The organism is Streptomyces sp. CBMA156 (genome assembly GCF_014596515.1).
Taxonomy (GTDB): domain Bacteria; phylum Actinomycetota; class Actinomycetes; order Streptomycetales; family Streptomycetaceae; genus Kitasatospora.
The window spans coordinates 1-15,203 of sequence record NZ_MSJQ01000275.1 but is presented as its reverse complement, the minus strand read 5'-3'; the positions used below and the strand labels follow the sequence as shown (position 1 = coordinate 15,203).

Annotated in this window: 14 protein-coding genes and 1 pseudogene; 5 read left to right on the top strand and 10 right to left on the bottom strand. The window is 73.7% G+C overall.

Going from position 1 to position 15,203, the window contains the following annotated elements:
• Positions 1 to 431, bottom strand: a 431-nt coding sequence (locus BU198_RS23245) for a lysophospholipid acyltransferase family protein (protein ID WP_188298798.1), incomplete at its 3' end; no start/stop codon positions are given.
• 137 nt (positions 432 to 568) lie between these two features.
• Positions 569 to 2,143: a purple acid phosphatase family protein gene (locus BU198_RS23240; protein WP_188298797.1), complete on the bottom strand. Its 1,575-nt coding sequence runs from the start codon at positions 2,141 to 2,143 to the stop codon at positions 569 to 571.
• Between the two features lie 502 nt (positions 2,144 to 2,645).
• On the opposite strand from BU198_RS23240, the gene BU198_RS43900 reads away from it, so the two are divergent.
• On the top strand, positions 2,646 to 3,275 hold the full coding sequence (locus BU198_RS43900) for a transglycosylase family protein (protein WP_188298796.1): 630 nt from the start codon (positions 2,646 to 2,648) through the stop codon (positions 3,273 to 3,275).
• A 118-nt stretch (positions 3,276 to 3,393) separates the two neighbouring features.
• On the opposite strand, the gene BU198_RS23230 is transcribed toward BU198_RS43900, so the two are convergent.
• The 4 genes from BU198_RS23230 to BU198_RS23215 form a co-directional block, all read right to left on the bottom strand.
• The gene (locus BU198_RS23230) at positions 3,394 to 5,205 is read right to left on the bottom strand and encodes an amino acid transporter (protein ID WP_223244823.1); all 1,812 of its coding nucleotides are present in this window, start codon (positions 5,203 to 5,205) and stop codon (positions 3,394 to 3,396) included.
• A gap of 508 nt (positions 5,206 to 5,713) precedes the next feature.
• Complete coding sequence (locus BU198_RS23225) at positions 5,714 to 7,375, bottom strand: multicopper oxidase family protein (RefSeq protein WP_188298794.1); 1,662 nt, start codon at positions 7,373 to 7,375, stop codon at positions 5,714 to 5,716.
• A gap of 147 nt (positions 7,376 to 7,522) precedes the next feature.
• A complete protein-coding gene (locus BU198_RS23220) occupies positions 7,523 to 8,008 on the bottom strand; it encodes a hypothetical protein (RefSeq protein WP_188298793.1) in 486 nt (161 codons plus the stop codon).
• A 96-nt stretch (positions 8,009 to 8,104) separates the two neighbouring features.
• Positions 8,105 to 9,013, bottom strand: coding sequence for a LysR family transcriptional regulator (locus BU198_RS23215; RefSeq protein WP_188298800.1), 909 nt, complete (start codon positions 9,011 to 9,013; stop codon positions 8,105 to 8,107).
• 127 nt (positions 9,014 to 9,140) lie between these two features.
• Here BU198_RS23215 and BU198_RS23210 point away from each other — a divergent pair, with 127 nt between their 5' ends.
• Entirely contained in the window at positions 9,141 to 10,187 is a 1,047-nt protein-coding gene (locus BU198_RS23210; RefSeq protein ID WP_188298792.1) for a YncE family protein, read from the top strand.
• A 142-nt stretch (positions 10,188 to 10,329) separates the two neighbouring features.
• Here the strand turns inward: BU198_RS23210 and BU198_RS23205 are convergent, their stop codons facing one another.
• From BU198_RS23205 to BU198_RS23195, 3 genes are all read right to left on the bottom strand, one after another.
• Positions 10,330 to 10,701 (bottom strand): cupredoxin domain-containing protein, encoded by a 372-nt coding sequence (locus BU198_RS23205; protein WP_188298791.1) that lies wholly within the window; start codon positions 10,699 to 10,701, stop codon positions 10,330 to 10,332.
• A gap of 94 nt (positions 10,702 to 10,795) precedes the next feature.
• Complete coding sequence (locus tag BU198_RS23200) at positions 10,796 to 11,605, bottom strand: ferritin-like domain-containing protein (RefSeq protein ID WP_317620276.1); 810 nt, start codon at positions 11,603 to 11,605, stop codon at positions 10,796 to 10,798.
• A complete protein-coding gene (locus BU198_RS23195; protein ID WP_188298790.1) occupies positions 11,602 to 12,411 on the bottom strand; it encodes a ferritin-like domain-containing protein in 810 nt (269 codons plus the stop codon). Before BU198_RS23195 ends, BU198_RS23200 begins: the two co-directional genes overlap by 4 nt.
• Positions 12,412 to 12,806: 395 nt before the next feature.
• On the opposite strand from BU198_RS23195, the gene sigK reads away from it, so the two are divergent.
• From sigK to BU198_RS23180, 3 genes are all read left to right on the top strand, one after another.
• Positions 12,807 to 13,391 (top strand): ECF RNA polymerase sigma factor SigK, encoded by a 585-nt coding sequence (sigK, locus tag BU198_RS23190; RefSeq protein ID WP_188298789.1) that lies wholly within the window; start codon positions 12,807 to 12,809, stop codon positions 13,389 to 13,391.
• Complete coding sequence (locus BU198_RS23185; protein ID WP_188298788.1) at positions 13,388 to 14,131, top strand: anti-sigma factor domain-containing protein; 744 nt, start codon at positions 13,388 to 13,390, stop codon at positions 14,129 to 14,131. Before sigK ends, BU198_RS23185 begins: the two co-directional genes overlap by 4 nt.
• A gap of 239 nt (positions 14,132 to 14,370) precedes the next feature.
• Positions 14,371 to 14,772 carry a YccF domain-containing protein gene (locus BU198_RS23180; protein WP_188298787.1) on the top strand — a complete coding sequence of 134 codons (402 nt, stop codon included), beginning with the start codon at positions 14,371 to 14,373 and terminating at the stop codon, positions 14,770 to 14,772.
• A 64-nt stretch (positions 14,773 to 14,836) separates the two neighbouring features.
• On the opposite strand, the pseudogene BU198_RS23175 reads toward BU198_RS23180, so the two are convergent.
• Positions 14,837 to 15,203 (bottom strand): annotated as a pseudogene (locus BU198_RS23175) (amino acid permease); the annotation flags it as partial.

Below are 15,203 nucleotides of genomic sequence, written 5' to 3'. Positions count from 1 at the left end.
ACCACCGGGGCGCCGCTCGCCGCCGCGAGCCTGGCCAGGCCGGTGCGGAACGCGCCCGGCTCGGCGTCGCGGGAGTCCCGGCGGTCCGGCAGGCCGCCCTCCCCGTAGATCAGCACGACCCGGCCGGCCGCGAGCGCCGCCACGGCCGGGTCGAGGGCGGCGGCGGCCCTGGCCGTGCCGCGGTGGACGGGGATGTGCCCGCCGGACCGCAGCACCCCGCCGAGCACCGGCACCCGCCACAGTCCGGCGGCCGCCATCACCACCGGCTCGGTGCCCAGCCGGCGCAGCGCGGCGAGCACCACGCCGGGGTCGGCGAGCGAGCTGTGGTTGGCCGCGACGATGCTGCCGGGGGCGACCGGGCCCGGCGTCTCCGAGCTGACGGACAGGCGTCCGAGGGCGGGCACCAGGGTGCCGGCGATCCGGCTGAGCATGGCTGGTCCTCCGTGGGGTCCGGCGGGCTGACGCCTCCATGCTCGCCGGACCCGCCGCCGGCCGCCTGAGTAGGCGTACTCAACCCGGCGTACTCAACCCGGGCGTGCTCAGCCCGGGCCGGGTACGCGGGCGCGGGTCAGCCGCGCTGCACGGTGACCCGGTCCACCGCCGTCCCGTCCTCGGTGAGCGAGCGCACCTCCATGCGGGCGGGTTTGCCCGCGGCGCCCGGTGTCACGTCGACCGCGACCAGGCAGTAACCGGTGTAGCGGACCCTGGACCAGGTGACCTTGACGGTCTGCTCGTGGCCGCCCCGCTCGGAGACCACCATCGGCACCGGCTTGTCGTTGCCGGTCTCGTGCCCGAGGTAGGTGTCGGAGACCGGGAAGGAGTAGAGCCCGCCGCCTCCGCCGCCCGCGACGACGTAGGTGGTGCCGTCCTTCACCGGGTTGACGGTGTCGCCGGAGGCGACCTTGCGGGTGGCCTTGCCGGCCCGGATCGGGTCGGTGCGCTCGTAGACGTGGTTGTGGCCGCTGAGCACCAGGTCCACCTGGTACTTGTCGAACAGCGGGGCCCAGTCCTGCTGCGCGCCGAGTTCGGCTCCGTTGTCGTGGCAGGTGGAGTAGGTGCACTGGTGGAGGTAGACGACGATGAAGTCGATGCCGCTGTCGGCGCGGAGCGCGGCGAGCCGGCTCTCCAGCCACTTCTTCTGCTTGCCCTTGGTGTAGTCGAGGTTGGCCGGGGTGTTGTAGCAGACGTCGTTGCCGTCGAGGCTGATCAGGCCGACGTTCTGGTAGCGCCAGGAGTAGATGCCGGTGGACTGGCTCCAGGCGTTGTCGGGCGTCGTGAACCGGGCGCGCATGCCCCCGTAGCCATCGGATCCGTACCACGGCTCCATCTCGTGGTTGCCGATCGCCGGCATCCACGGGGTCCTGGAGGCGACGGGGTCGTTCTGCACGAAGAAGGAGTCCCACAGCCGGGCGTCGTAGGCGTCGCTGGTCTTGCCGCTGCCGCCGGCGTTGGCGTACGAGAGGTCGCCCATGTGGAGGTGGAAGGCGGGGTCGAGGCCGGCGATCAGGTGGCCGGTGGCGGCCGCGTTGTAGCCGATGCCCTGGTCGCCGAAGGCCGTGAAGGTGAATCCGGCGCCGCGTCCGGGGGCGGGCGCGGTGCGGAAGCTCGCCACGTCGCCGAGCCTGGTGTGCTGCCCCGCGGGGTCGTAGCCCTGGTGGCCCACGACGTAGTAGTAGGTGGTGTCCGGGATCAGCTGGTCCAGCTGGGCGTGCAGGTAGTACTGGGTGACGGTGGTGGGCTTGACCGGGGGCTGGTCCTCGACCGGCTTCTGCCAGGAGAGCTTGCTGACCAGGGTGCGGACCTCGGCGGCGACCGGGGCGCCGAAGTCCCCGGGCTGGACGCCGATCCGGACGAAGGGGGCGGTCACCGCGTCCGGCACCTGCCAGGAGACGACGACCTGCTGGGACGGGTCGGCGCCGAAGGCGAGGTGCCGGCCGAAGGGGCGCAGCGCGGACCCCGCGGTCCGCTCGCTCCGGGGCGCGGGGACGGTCGGGAGGTCGAGGGCGACGGGGCTCGGAGTGGTGAGGCGCGGGGCGGCCTGGGCGGTGCCGGGCAGCAGGAGGCCGCCGGCGGCGAGGGCGGCTCCGCCCATCGCGCCGGCACGCAGGAGGTCACGCCGGGAGTGCCGTGGTGTCTCGGACATGACATCAAGTTAGGAAACTTCACTAACCTTTGACAAGGGGGCGGATGCCATCGAATTCGCGTACAGGAAAGGGCAGTTGAACGCCGGGTTGCCGGGGCCACTCGGGGCACCGCCCCGCCCCTGATCAGCCGGGCGGCGGGCCTGCCGGCTGGACGAGCTGCCCGCGGACACCGAGGTCGTCGTCTACTGCCGCGGCGGGTACCGCGTGCGGCCTGGCCCCCGGCCGCCGGGCGCCCGCTTCGGCATTCCGCCCGTCCGTCCGGCGGCCGACGCGTGGCCCCGACGGGCGGCGGCGCCGCGCGGTGACGCCGGGCGACCAACGGTGACGACGGGCGACGAGGGTGACGGCCGATCGGCCGCGAGCCACCGGGGTGGTCCACGGCCGCCGCCCGGGTGACCTGCCGGACGTGTCGGCGACGGAACGCCCCGTCCAGCGTGCATGGGTGGGAGAGCGCCGTCCGCGGACGGTGCCCCGCCCTGTCCCCCAGCATGAGAGCCGCCGATGCCTCCCACCGCCCGTCTGCGCCGCATCGTTCCGACCGCGCTCTGCGCCCTGTCCGTGGCCCTCGCCGCACCGGCGGCCCACGCCGCGCCACCAGGCCGCGACGGCGGGTCCGACCCCGGGAGGGCTGACGGCGGCTCGTACGACTGGGACCGCGTGGCGGCCTGCGAGAGCAGCGGCAACTGGCGCATCAACACCGGCAACGGCTACTACGGCGGTCTCCAGTTCGACCAGCCCACCTGGCGCGAGAACGGCGGCCTCGGCTACGCCCCGCGCGCCGACCTCGCCACCCGCGAGCAGCAGATCGCCGTCGCCCAGCACCTCGCCGACCGCCGTGGCCTGTCCCCCTGGCCGGTCTGCGGCGCCCGCGCCACCCGCGACCGCCCCCGCGAGCCCGTCCAGCCGCCCCCGGCCACCGCGTCGAAGCCGACCGCGTCGGCCACAGCTGCCGTACCTGCCACACCGCAGGACGGCACCTGGACCGTCCGCGAGAACGACACCCTCGCCGAGCTCGCCGAGTTCCTCGACGTGCCCGGCGGCTGGACCGCCCTCTACGAGCTCAACCGCGACACCATCGGCGAGGACCCGGACCTCATCCAGCCCGGCCAGGTCCTCGAACTGCCGTCCTGACCCCGACGGCCCCACCGATCCCACCGGGAAGGCCCCACAAGGAAGACACCAGAAGGAAGACACCGACGGCCCGTCCGCTCACCAGGAGCGGACGGGCCGTCGGCGTGCGGGCGCGGGCTCAGCCGACGTGGACCCGCGGGCGGCGCGAGCGGTCCGGCTCGGCCTCGCGCAGCACCTCGCGGGTGACCGGCGCGACCTCGCCCTGTCCGAACAGGAAGAACCGCAGGAACTGGGCGAAGGGGCTGCCCTCGGTCCACTCGAAGTACAGGTGCGGCCGCTGGCCGGTGCGGTCCCGGACGGTGAGCGCCAGCGCGGCGAGCGCGTTGGGGATGCTGGAGCTCTCCAGGGTCAGCACCCGGTAGCGCCCGTGCAGCACCTCGCCGCGGACGGTCAGTTCGGCCTCGAAGTCGGAGGCGTCGCGGACGGTCACCTCGACGAAGACCAGGTCGTCCTCGTCGGGGATGTCGTTGTCGGCGCGGATCTGGCGGATCTTGTCGCGGTACTCGGCGTGGTCGCGGTGGCTGGGCTCGTTGGCGATCAGCCGCAGCGGACGGTGCGCGTAGTCCCTGATGAAACGTTCCGCCACATCGTCCAGCTCCACGCTCGTGACCCGCAGCTCGAAGGCGCGGCGCAGCCGGGAGAGCAGCGAGACCAGGATGATGCCGGCGATGAAGCAGGCGCCGATCTTCAGACCGTCAGGACGCTCCAGGCAGTTCAGCACGGTGGTGTAGAGGAAGATCGCCGCGATGACCGCGAAGGCGACGGTCCAGCCGCGCTCGCGCTTCTTGTACGCGGCGATGGTCACCGCGATCGCGGCCGAGCTGATCAGCACCAGCACGCCGGTCGCGTACGCGCCGCCCTGGGCGTCCACGTTCGCGTCGAAGATCCAGGTGACCAGGAAGCCGATCAGGGTCAGCACGATCACCATCGGCCGCACCGCGCGCGCCCAGTGCGGGGCCATGCCGTAGCGCGGCAGGTAGCGGGGCAGCAGGTTGAGCATGCCCGCCATCGCGGAGGCGCCGGCGAACCAGAGGATCGCGATGGTGGAGAGGTCGTAGACGCTGCCGAAGGCACCGCCCAGGTACTCGTGCGCCAGGTACGCCAGGGCGCGGCCGTTGGCTTCGCCGCCCGCCTTGAACTGGTCGGCCGGGATGAGCAGCGTGGTGATGAAGCTGGTGGCGATCAAGAAGCAGCTCATGATCACGGCGGCGGTGGTCAGCAGCTTGCGGGTGCCGCGGATCCGGCCGGCCGGGTTCGCCTCGGTGTCGTCGGGGTCGCCCTTGATGTGCGGCATCACCGCGACGCCGGTCTCGAAGCCGGACAGGCCGAGCGCCAGCTTCGGGAAGGTCACCAGGGCCACGCCGACCATGATGATCGGGTTGCCGTGCTGGGCGGTCAGCGCCTCCGTCCAGTCGGTGACCACGTGCGGCGCCTCGATGATCTTCCAGAGGCCGACGGCCACCACGACCACGTTCAGCAGCAGGTACGAGCCGACCAGGAACACCGCCAGGCCGATCGCCTCGCTGAAGCCCTTGAGGAAGACCGCGCCGAGCATGGCCACCAGGACCATCGTGATCAGCACCTGCTTGCCACTGAGCATGCCGGTCAGGTGCGGGTTCTCCACCAGGTGCGCGCTGGCGTCGGCGGCGGACAGGGTGATGGTGATCAGGAAGTCCGTCGCCGCGAAGCCGAGCAGCGCGAGGACGAACAGCTTGCCCTTCCAGAACGACAGCAGCCGCTCCAGCATCGCGATCGAGCCCTCACCGCGCGGGCTCTCCTTGGCCACCCGCCGGTAGACCGGCAGCGCGCCCAGCAGGGTGACCACCACCAGCACGATGGTGGCGATCGGCGACAGCACGCCCGCGGCGAGGGCGGCGATGCCCGGCTGGTAGCCGAGCGTCGAGAAGTAGTCCAGGCCGGTCAGGCACATCACCCGCCACCAGCGCTGGCCGGCGGGCGCACCGGACGCGGCGGAGCCCCCCGCCGCCGCGCCCCCCCGCGGCGGCTCCGGGGCGTCCTGCCCCTCGGACTCCTGGGCGGGCTTCGTCGCCGGCTTCTCCCCGGTCACGTCCTCCAGCAGCCAGCTGCGGAGCCGTATTCGCGCCGACGGCGCGCCCGTCTCCGCCGTCCCCGTCGAACCCGACGAAACCACCTTGCACCTCTTGTTTAAAGACCCCGTAAAAACGCCGTCGGGCGACGGCAGGGCGACACGCTATGCGACCAGCGTTAAGAAACCGCCATCGGGCCGCGTTAAGAAAACGTCATGGCCGCGCAGGTCGGGGCGGGTGGCACGGCGCGATGGTTCGGGTGCCGCGAACGGCGGGACCCCGGGCCGGCGGTGCGGCCCGGGGCCCCGCCCTCGGTGAAGCCCGAAATCCCTTCCCTCGCGGGAGGCCCGGAATGACTCGGGAGGAATCGCGGGGGGGGGGAGCCCGGAGTCAGGCCCGGTAACCGAGGACGGTCATCATTCCCGTCTCCGCGTGGTAGACGTTGTGGCAGTGCACCATCCACAGGCCCGGGTTGTCGGCGTCGAAGTCGACGGCCAGCGTCGTACCCGGCAGCACGATCGCGGTGTCCTTGCGCGGGCCGTCGCCGGGCAGCGCGAAACTGTGTCCGTGCAGGTGGACGGGGTGCCACATGGCGGTGCTGTTGCGGAACTCCAGCCGCACCCGCTCCCCCGCCGCCACCGGGTGGCGCTGCGCCGGGTCGTACCTGCGGCCGTTGAACGCCCAGTCGGCCTTCGCCATCCCGCCGGTGAGCTCCAGCCTCACCGTGCGGTCCGGTGTCCTGGCGGGCAGCCGGACACCCGGGGCGGCCTTGAGCTGCCCGGCGGTGACCAGCCGTCCGTCCAGCTCGGCCGGGCGGACGGCCGCGTCGGGCGCGGCGCCGCCGCCGGTGCGCAGTACGGCCAGGGCGGTGGCGTTCTTGCCCTCGGCCAGCGCGGTCAGCGGGAAGACGCCGTCCCCGGCGGTGACCAGCACGTCGTAGCGCTCGCCCATGCCGAGCAGCAGCGCCTGGGTGGTGGCCGGTTCGACCGGGAAGCCGTCGGTGTGGGTGACGGTCAGCTCGTGGCCGCCGAGGGCGACCCGGTAGGCGGTGTCACCGCCCGCGTTGACCAGCCGGATCCGGATCCGGTCGCCGGGCTTGGCGGTGAAGGTCTCGGGTGCGGTGGCGAGCCTTCCGTTGACCAGGTGGAACGGGTACGCGACGTCGCCGGCGTCGCCGCCCAGCAGCGGGCTCCGGGCGCCCATCAGCATCCGGGAGGGGGACGCGCCGCTCGGAGCGCTTCCCGTCCCGGACGTCCCCGGCATGTCGTGCCCTTCGTGGCCGCCGTTCCCGGAGCCGCCGGAGTGGTCCATCCCTCCCATGCCCCGGGCGAGTTCGGCGAGGACGGCGTCCGGGGTGCTGCCGTCGACGCCGTCCACCCAGTCGTCCAGGACGACGACCCACTCCTTGTCGTAGGCCAGTGGCTCCCTGGGGTCCTCGACGATCAGCGGCGCGTACAGGCCGCGGTCCTGCTGGACGCCGGAGTGCGGGTGGAACCAGTACGTGCCCGGGTGGCTCAGCGCGAACCGGTACTCGAAGGAGGCGCCGGGCCTGACGTCGGCCTGGGTCAGGCCCGGCACGCCGTCCATGTCGTTGCGCAGCGCGAGGCCGTGCCAGTGCAGCGAGGTGGGCTGGGGCAGGTGGTTGGCGAGGGTGACGGCGATCGTGTCGCCGAGGGTGGCGCGCACCTCCTGGCCGGGCAGGCGGTCGCCGTACGCCCAGCTGCGGACGGTACGGCCGCCGAGGTCGAGGGTGGTCTCGGTGGCGGTGAGCGCGACCTTCCGCTCCGGGCCGGGCTTGCGTGCGGCCTCGGCGGCGGCGACCTCGGGACCGTTCGGGGCGAGGTAGCCGGGTGTTCCGAGTGTGCCGGGTGTTCCGGTCGTCCCGGGTGTTCCGGCCGTTCCGCTCGTGGGGCCGTGGTTCATGCCCGCGTGGTCCATGCCCTTCATGGAGTCGGAGGAGCCGGGGGAACCGGAGGAGCAGGCGGTCAGCAGGCCGGTCCCGGCGGCCGCGAGCGCGGCGCCGAGGAGGGTGCGACGGGTGGGTGTGCGCATGGCGGAGTGCACCTCGTGTGGTGTGTGGGTGTGCAGGACGTCGCGTCGGCCGTTCCGTGCGCGGGCGCTTCGGGGCGCGAGCGGGCGCGTGGACGTGCACGCGGGCGCTCCTGAGCGGGGCGCGGGCGCGGAACGGCGGGCGCGCGCCTACTGGCGCAGCACCGAAAGCCGGGTGAGGAGTATCCGCCCGCCCCCGGGCGGGGGCAGCGCGCGGACAGCCGTCAGCAGCCTGGCCCGCACCTCGGCGGCGGCGTCACCGCTGCGCCTCAGCAGGGGGCCGACGACGAGGAGCACCAGGGTCCAGCCGGCCAGGACGGCGAGGCAGACCGCCATCGGGTCCAGGCCGCCGGGGGCGGCGGGGCCGACGCCGGTGGGGTCGACGGCGAAGGCGGCAGGGTGGGCGGCGGGGTGGACGGAGGGTGCCCCTGCGTCAGGTCCGTGGTGCGCGGCACCCGCCGGAGGCATCGCCGAGACACCCGTCCCGGAGCCTTCGTGTCCGCCGTGCCCGCCGCCCGGATGGCCGAGCGTGTGCATGGTCACGATGCCCAGCAGCAGTGCGGCGAGCAGCAGCAAGCGCAGCACCCAAGGCGCCGGCACCGGCACCGGCGGACCGAACTGCCGCGACCGCGCCATGCCCGCCTCCGCCCTCAGCGCCACCCCCACGTACCCCGGAGGGTATCCCGACCCTACGCCACGGACCGAGCCGGGGCGCCGCGTTCACCCTCCCCCTCATACCGGGTCGCGCGGGTCCGCGCCCAGCACCGCGGCCGCCACGTGCTCCCGGAACCAGCGGTGGCCCGGATCCGCCGAGTTGCGCGGGTGCCAGGCCATCCCCAGCTCCAGCGGGGCGAGTTCGAGCGGGATCGGGAAGGTGCGCAAGCCCAGCGCGGCGACGGTGTCCGGCAGCCAGTCCTCGGGGACCAGCGTGATCAGGTCGCTGTCCCTGGCCAGCAGCATGGCGCCGGTGTGGCTGGGCACGATGACCGCCACCCGGCGCCGGAGCCCGAGTCCGGCGAGCCCGGCGTCGATCGGGCCGAGCCGTTTGCCGCGCCGGGAGACGCCGATGTGGTCGACGGCGGCGAACCGGCGGGCGGTGATCCAGCGGCCGTCGAACAGCGGATGGCCGGCTCTGGCGAGGCCGACCAGCGGAACGCGGAGGAGCTGCCGGGTGCGGACCTCCGGGTCCAGGCCGCCGAGCACGCCGAGTTCGACGTCCACCAGCCCCTGCCGCAGCGCCGGCCCGTCCTCCAGCGCCTCCGGCAGGAAGATCACGTCCACCCGCGGGGCCTGCGCCCGGACCCGCTCGGCGAGCGCGCCCGCCGTCCGCACCAGCATCAGCTCCCCGGCCTGCACCGTGAAGGTGCGGTCGAGGTGCACCGGGTCGAACCCGGCGCCGGGACGCAGCACGCTGTCGCAGCCACGCAGCAACGCGCCGACCTCCTCCCGCAGTTCGAGTGCCCGCGGGGTCGGGACGAGGCCCTGCCCGGCGCGCACCAGCAGCGGGTCCTCGACGGCGCGGCGCAGCCGGGCGAGCATCCGGCTGACCGCCGCGGGCGAGGTGCCGAGCCGCTCGGCCGCGCGGGTCACACTGCTCTCCTGGAGCAGGGCGTCCAGCGCCCGCAGCAGGTTGAGGTCCAGCATCCGCACGCTTCCGATCTCGGTCTTTGCGTCCTGGGCAACTATCGGATGCCGATCCTTGCATGGTTTCCGTCCCGGCCGCCGACGAAGGTGGAGACGAACCCGCAGCCGTCCCTGAGGAGTCCTCATGTCGCAGCTCTCCCGCGCCGACCGTTCCGGCGACGTCCTCGCCGTAGTCAGCCAGAGCGGCCCGACCGTCTCATTCTTCGACGCCGCCACCGACCGGCACCTGGACACCCTCCAAGTCCTCGCCGAGCCGCACGAGTTGTGCTTCGACCCGACCCAGCGGCTGCTCTGGTGCAGCAGCGCCTACCACTCGGGCTACTACCACGCCAACAGTGGCCGCCGCACCGAGCTGACCGTCATCGACGCCGACACCCGCCGGATCGTCGAGGTGATCGACCTCGCCCCCGAACACGGCCCGCACGGGCTGGCGTTGGACACCGCCCGCGGCCGGCTGTACGTCAGCGTGGAGGGCGGCGAGGACCGCCCCGGCGGCGTCGTGGTCATCGACACCACGACCCGCCGCCCGCTCGGCCGGATCGACACCGACGCCCCCGGCCCGCACTGGTTCGCCGTCTCTCCGGACGGCAGGACCGGCTTCGCCACCAACAAGGAGGCGCCCTTCGTCTCGGTCGTGGACCTCGAACGGGGGACTCTGACCGCCAGGGTGGAGGTCCCCGGCAGCGAGGGCCTGGCCGTCTCCGCCGACGGCACCCGGGTCTACGCCGCCGGCCCGTACCTCTCCACCTCCACCGCCCCCACCGCGGCCCCGGGCATCCGCGTCATCGACGTCCCGACCGCGACCGTCACGGCCGTCCTCCCGACGGACTCCCCGGCCCTGCCGGTCCACCTCACCTCGACCGGCCGGCTCCTGGCCGGCGAAGTCCGGTCGGCCCCCGCCTCCGGCTCCGCCCTGGGCCGCCAACTCCCGGGCCGTCTCACCGTGTTCGCCGCCGACGACCACCGCCGCCTCGGCTCCGTCGAGGTGGGCCTCTTCCCGCTCACCATCACCTCCTCCCCGGACGGCGGCCTCGCCTACGTCGCCGGCGTCGTCTCCTCCACCGTCGACGTCATCGACCTGGCCACCCTCGCCCCGGTCTCCCGCCTCACCGTCCCCAAGCTCGCCGACCCGGGCGCCCACGGCCTCGCCTACCTCCCCCGCCCGGCCTGACGACCACCGGTCAGCCCTGCCGGGCCACGACCCGCCCGGAGACGGCGCCGCACAGGGCCCGGGGGCGGCTCGGGCCCGGGGCCGCACAGGGCCCGGGGCGGACATGCGGGCATCCGTACGCGGGTGGGCGCTTCGTTGCCGGTCAGCTGACGGTGAGGGTGGCGTGCATGTACTGGTGGATGGCACAGATGTACGGGTAGCTGCCGGCCTTCGCCGGGGCGGTGAAGGCGGCCGATGCTCCGCCGCTGACGGCCTTGGTGTCGAAGGACCTGTCGTCGGCGGTGACGGTGTGGGCGGTGGAGTCCTCGTTCACCACGGTGATGCTCTGCCCCGGGGGAACGGTGAGCGTGGCCGGCTGGAACCGGAAGTCCTTGATGGTGATCCGGGCCCCGGAGGGGGCCGGACCGGAGGAGCCGGCCGGGGCGTGGGATCCGGCGGGGCTCGACGAGCAGGCGCCGAGCGCAAGGGCCAGCAGGGCCGCGCTCAGGGCGGCGCGCAGACGTACGGCGGTCACGGGTGCACTTCCGTTCCGGGGTGAGGGGAAGGTGCGTGCCCGGGCGCGGGGGTGTCGACGTCTCGCGCCCGGGCACGCACCGCTCTGGATCTGCTCAGACGGTGAGCAGGGTGGGACTCGCGGCCTTGTCGACGGGCAGGAAGTCGTCGGGGACGGGGTACTGGCCGAGGACGTAGGTGAGGATGGCGGCGTGCATGGCCTCGACGGGGGCGATGGTGGCGGCGGTGGCGATGCCGGCGGGGCTGGTGACGTTGTAGGTCGCGAAGAGGTAGGTCTGGGCGGCCTGGTCCTCCAACTGGAGGGCGAGCTTGGCGACGTCGCCCACGCTGGCGGCCTTGCCGAGCGCGGCGACCGTGCCGGCCTGGTTGGTCAGCGGCACGTTCGTGATCGCGGGCTTGCCCGCCCCGGTGAGGACCGCGTTCCAGGCCTTGGCGTGGTCGGCGTGCTGGGCCATCGCGGTGGTGACGAAGGTGGCGACCGCCGGGGGGACGGTGCCGAGCTTGCCGGCCTTGGCGGCGTCGAGGGCTGCCTGGTAGGCGCCGACGGCCTGGTTCTCCAGCGCGGTGGCGAGCGCGACGACCCTCAGGTCGCCGGTGTACGTGCCGGACGCCGGGTCCGGGGCGGGCATCGAGGCACTGCCGGAGGAGGCCGGTTGGCTGGTGGACTTGCTGCTGGAACAGGCTGCCAGGGTGAGCGCGAGCGCGGCGCCGCCGGCGCCGAGCAGGAAGCGGCGCCGGCCGGCGTCGCGCGGCTCGTCGCCCCGGCGGGCGCGGATCTCCTCGCCCAGGTCCAGCGCGCCGGTGCGCATGGCGGGCAGCGTCGCCCGGTGGGCCTCGTCCATCTCCGCGGTGAGACGGGCGAGTTGGCCTTCGCTGATCTGGAGCTCCCAGTCGTGCGCGGTCACTTGACGGCTCCTTCGGTGATCGGCGAGGCACTGTCGGTCTTGTAGAAGGCGTCGGGGAAGCCCACGCTGCCGGCCGCCGCCGGGAGCTTGGCCGGGTCGACCGGGATGGTGACCAGGTCGGCGGCGTTGCCGGCGAGCAGCGCCTGCACGGCCAGCAGGGTGGCGCGGTGCTGGGCCTCGACCGGGGCGACGGACGCGAAGAGCTTGCGCAGGTCCGCGTTGCTCACCTGGCTCACGTTCTTGGTGTAGGTCTGGGCCGCCACGTCCTCCAGGGTGATGGCGAGCCTGACCACGTCGCCCGGGCCCTTGATGCTCGGCAGCGCCTGGTCGACGACGGCCTTGTACGTCGGGTCCGGGTTGTTCTGGGCCTGGCCGCCGGCCTGGGTGGCGGCGGCGTTGAACGCCATGGCGTGGGCCTGGTGCTGGGCGGTGGTCTTGGTGATGAACGCGGCCACCGTCTTGTTGCCGTCCTTGATGAACGGCAGTCCGGCAGCGGTCTGGTAGACGGCCACGGCGAGGTTCTCGATCGACGCGGCGGTCTGCAGCGCCATGATGTCGTCGGCCATGGAGCCGGACGGCGAGGGGCTGTCGGCGAAGGCGCGGGTGCCGCCGAGGAGCGCGGCCGTCCCGACGACTCCGGCGACCAGTCCGCCGCGCTGCCACCAGCGGCGCCGGACGGGTCCGGCCGCCTGGCCGAAGTCGGTCAGCGCGCCGTGCGTGATCCGCAGCGCGTCGCTGTTCAGGTCCTGCGACTGCTCGGTGAGTTCTTCGAGCAGCCGGGTGTCGATGTGCTCTGAAGGCATCATGCTCCCGTCTCAGGCAGGAGCCCGCCGGTTCACGGGCTCGTACGTCATCCCTTCGGCGCTGCCCGGTCGCCGGCTTGCCCGGAGGGCCGGGAAACCCGGCAATTCACCCGCCCGAGTGATGGCGGGTCATCGGACTGACCCGAAGTCACCGCCCGTTGCCGCCGGGCGACGGGACGACCGCCGGCCGGAGCCGCCTGCCGCCGCGTGCGACGGCGGCGGCGAAACTGGTGACAGCCCGGGCCAATCCGGTGGCATGCCGGCCCCGAAGGACCACATGAGTAGTTCCGTTCACCGGCCGGCGCCCCGCTCCCCGGCCGCGTCGTGGGGAGGCCCGTGATGCCCGCCATCCGTCCGTGGGGCTCGCCGCCCGCCCGTCGTCCCCGAGGAGCGGTCGGATGAGCGCCGTCGTCCACCTGTCCGGTCCCGGACGACCGGGCCCGGACCTCAAGGAGCTCCTCGCCAGGGTCGCCCGCGGCGACCAGGACGCCTTCTCCCGGCTCTACGACTGCGTGGCCGCCCCGGTACTGGGCCTGGCACGCCGGGTGCTGCGGGACCCTGCGCAGTCCGAGGAGGTCGCCCAGGAGGTGCTGCTGGAGGTCTGGCGCACCGCCGCCCGCTACCGCGCCGAACGCGGCGAGGTGATGCCGTGGGTGCTCACCATCACCCACCGGCGCGCGGTGGACCGGGTCCGCTCGGTGCAGGCCGCCGCCGACCGCGACCAGCGCGCCGCGGCCGCCTCCCGCACCCCCGAGTTCGACGAGGTCGCCGAGCAGGTCGAAGGCAGACTCGAACGCGAACAGGTGCGGCGCTGCATGAGGACGCTCACCGAGCTCCAGCGCGAGGCGTTGACGCTGGCGTACTACCGGGCCTACACCTACCCCCAGGTCGCCGAAGTCCTCGGCGCCCCGCTGGGCACCGTCAAGACCCGCATGCGCGACGGACTGATCCGCCTGCGCGACTGCCTGGGGGTAGCAGCATGAGCGCCGCCGACCTGCACGCCCTGACCGGCGCCTACGCCACGCACGCCCTCGACGCCGATGAGAGCGCCGAGTTCGAACGCCATCTGGCCGGCTGCCCGGCCTGCTCCCAGGAGACCGCCGAGTTCGCCGCCACCCTCGCCCGGCTCGGCGCAGCCCAGGCCGTCCTCCCCCCGCCGGCCCTGAAGACCCGTGTCATGGCCGCGCTGCCGACACTGCGCCAGGAGGCCCCGCACGTCGTTGCCCCTCCGGGACGCCGGCGCGGCCGCCTCGCCAGGGGCTGGCCGAAGCTCGCCCTGGCGGCCTGCCTGGCGCTGGCCGTAGGCGCCGGCGCCGTGGCCGTGCGGCAGAACCAGCGGGCCGGGCAGGCCCGGGCTCGCGCTGCCGCACTCCAGCAGCAGCAGGACCGTCTGGCCGCTCTCCTCGCCGCTCCCGACGCCCGGAGCGCCACCGGTCATGCCGCCGGCGGGAGCGGCGTGGGCACGCTGGTGTGGTCGAACAGCCGTGGTCAGGCCGGCTTCCTGGCCTCCGGCATGCCGGCACCGACCGAGGGCAGCACGTATCAGCTGTGGTTCGACGACTCGGGGACGATGCGTCCGGCCGGGCTGCTGCCCACGGGCGGCGGCGTCCTCCTGCTGACCGGGCCGCTGGACGGGGCACGGGGCATCGGCGTCACCGTCGAACCGGCGGGCGGCTCCGCGCACCCCACCACGGCGCCGGTCATGCTGCTGTCCTTCTCCTGACCGGGCGAACCGGATGTGACCTGGTACCGGCGGGACGGCGGCGTGCGCGTCACCGGGCGTGGAAGCCGGGGCGGCACGGCGCCCTCCGAATATCCGTCAGATGTGCTCCGAGTCATGAAAGATGACCGTCGCATGCCCTCGATCGGCTTCTGCGACGGACCGGGGACGTCAACACGCTCGCGGGCGGTCAAGGCACACGGTCGTAGTGCGACGCCATCAGCCGTGAGAAGGTACCGGGCATGAGTGCAATAAAGTTCGTCCTCAATGTCATCTGGCTGGTTTTCTGCGGCATTTGGATGGCTCTTGCCTACGTGCTCGCCGGAATTGTCTGCTGCCTGCTCGTGATTACCATCCCGTTCGGCATCGCGTCCTTCCGTATTGCCGGGTTCATCCTGTGGCCGTTCGGGCGCACGACGGTGGAGCGGCCCGACGCCGGGCCGGCGTCCTGTGTGGGGAACGTGATCTGGCTGGTGTTCGCGGGCTGGTGGCTGGCGCTCGGGCATCTGATCACCAGCATCCCGCTGTTCCTGTCGATCATCGGGATCCCCTTCGGCTGGGCGAACCTGAAGATGATCCCGGTCTCGCTGATGCCGCTCGGCCGCGAGATCGTCCCCACCGACGCGGAGTGGGGCGCGCGGTAACCGTCACGGACCTCGACGGCCGGCGAAGGGCAGCAGCCCTCGCCGGCCGTCCGCGTTCCCGGGGTCAGGCGCGGGTGAGGGCCCTGCGCACGGCGTAGGCGGCGGCGCCGAGGGCGAGGACGATGGCGCCCTGGAGGACGGAGGCCGCGGGCAGGGCGAAGGCCAGGGCGAGGCAGCCAGCCGCGCCGACGACCGGGACGGCACGCGGGGGCCGGCCCTCGGCGGGGGTGAGGGTCCAGGCGGCGGCGTTGGCGACGGCGTAGTAGGCGAGCACGCCGAAGGAGGAGAAGCCGATCGCGCCGCGGAGGTCGCCGAGGGCGGCGGCGAGGGCGACCACGGCGCCGACGGCGAGTTCGGCGCGGTGCGGGACGCCGAACCGGGGGTGGACGGCGGCCAGGGCGTGGGGCAGGTCGCGGTCGCGGGCCATCGCG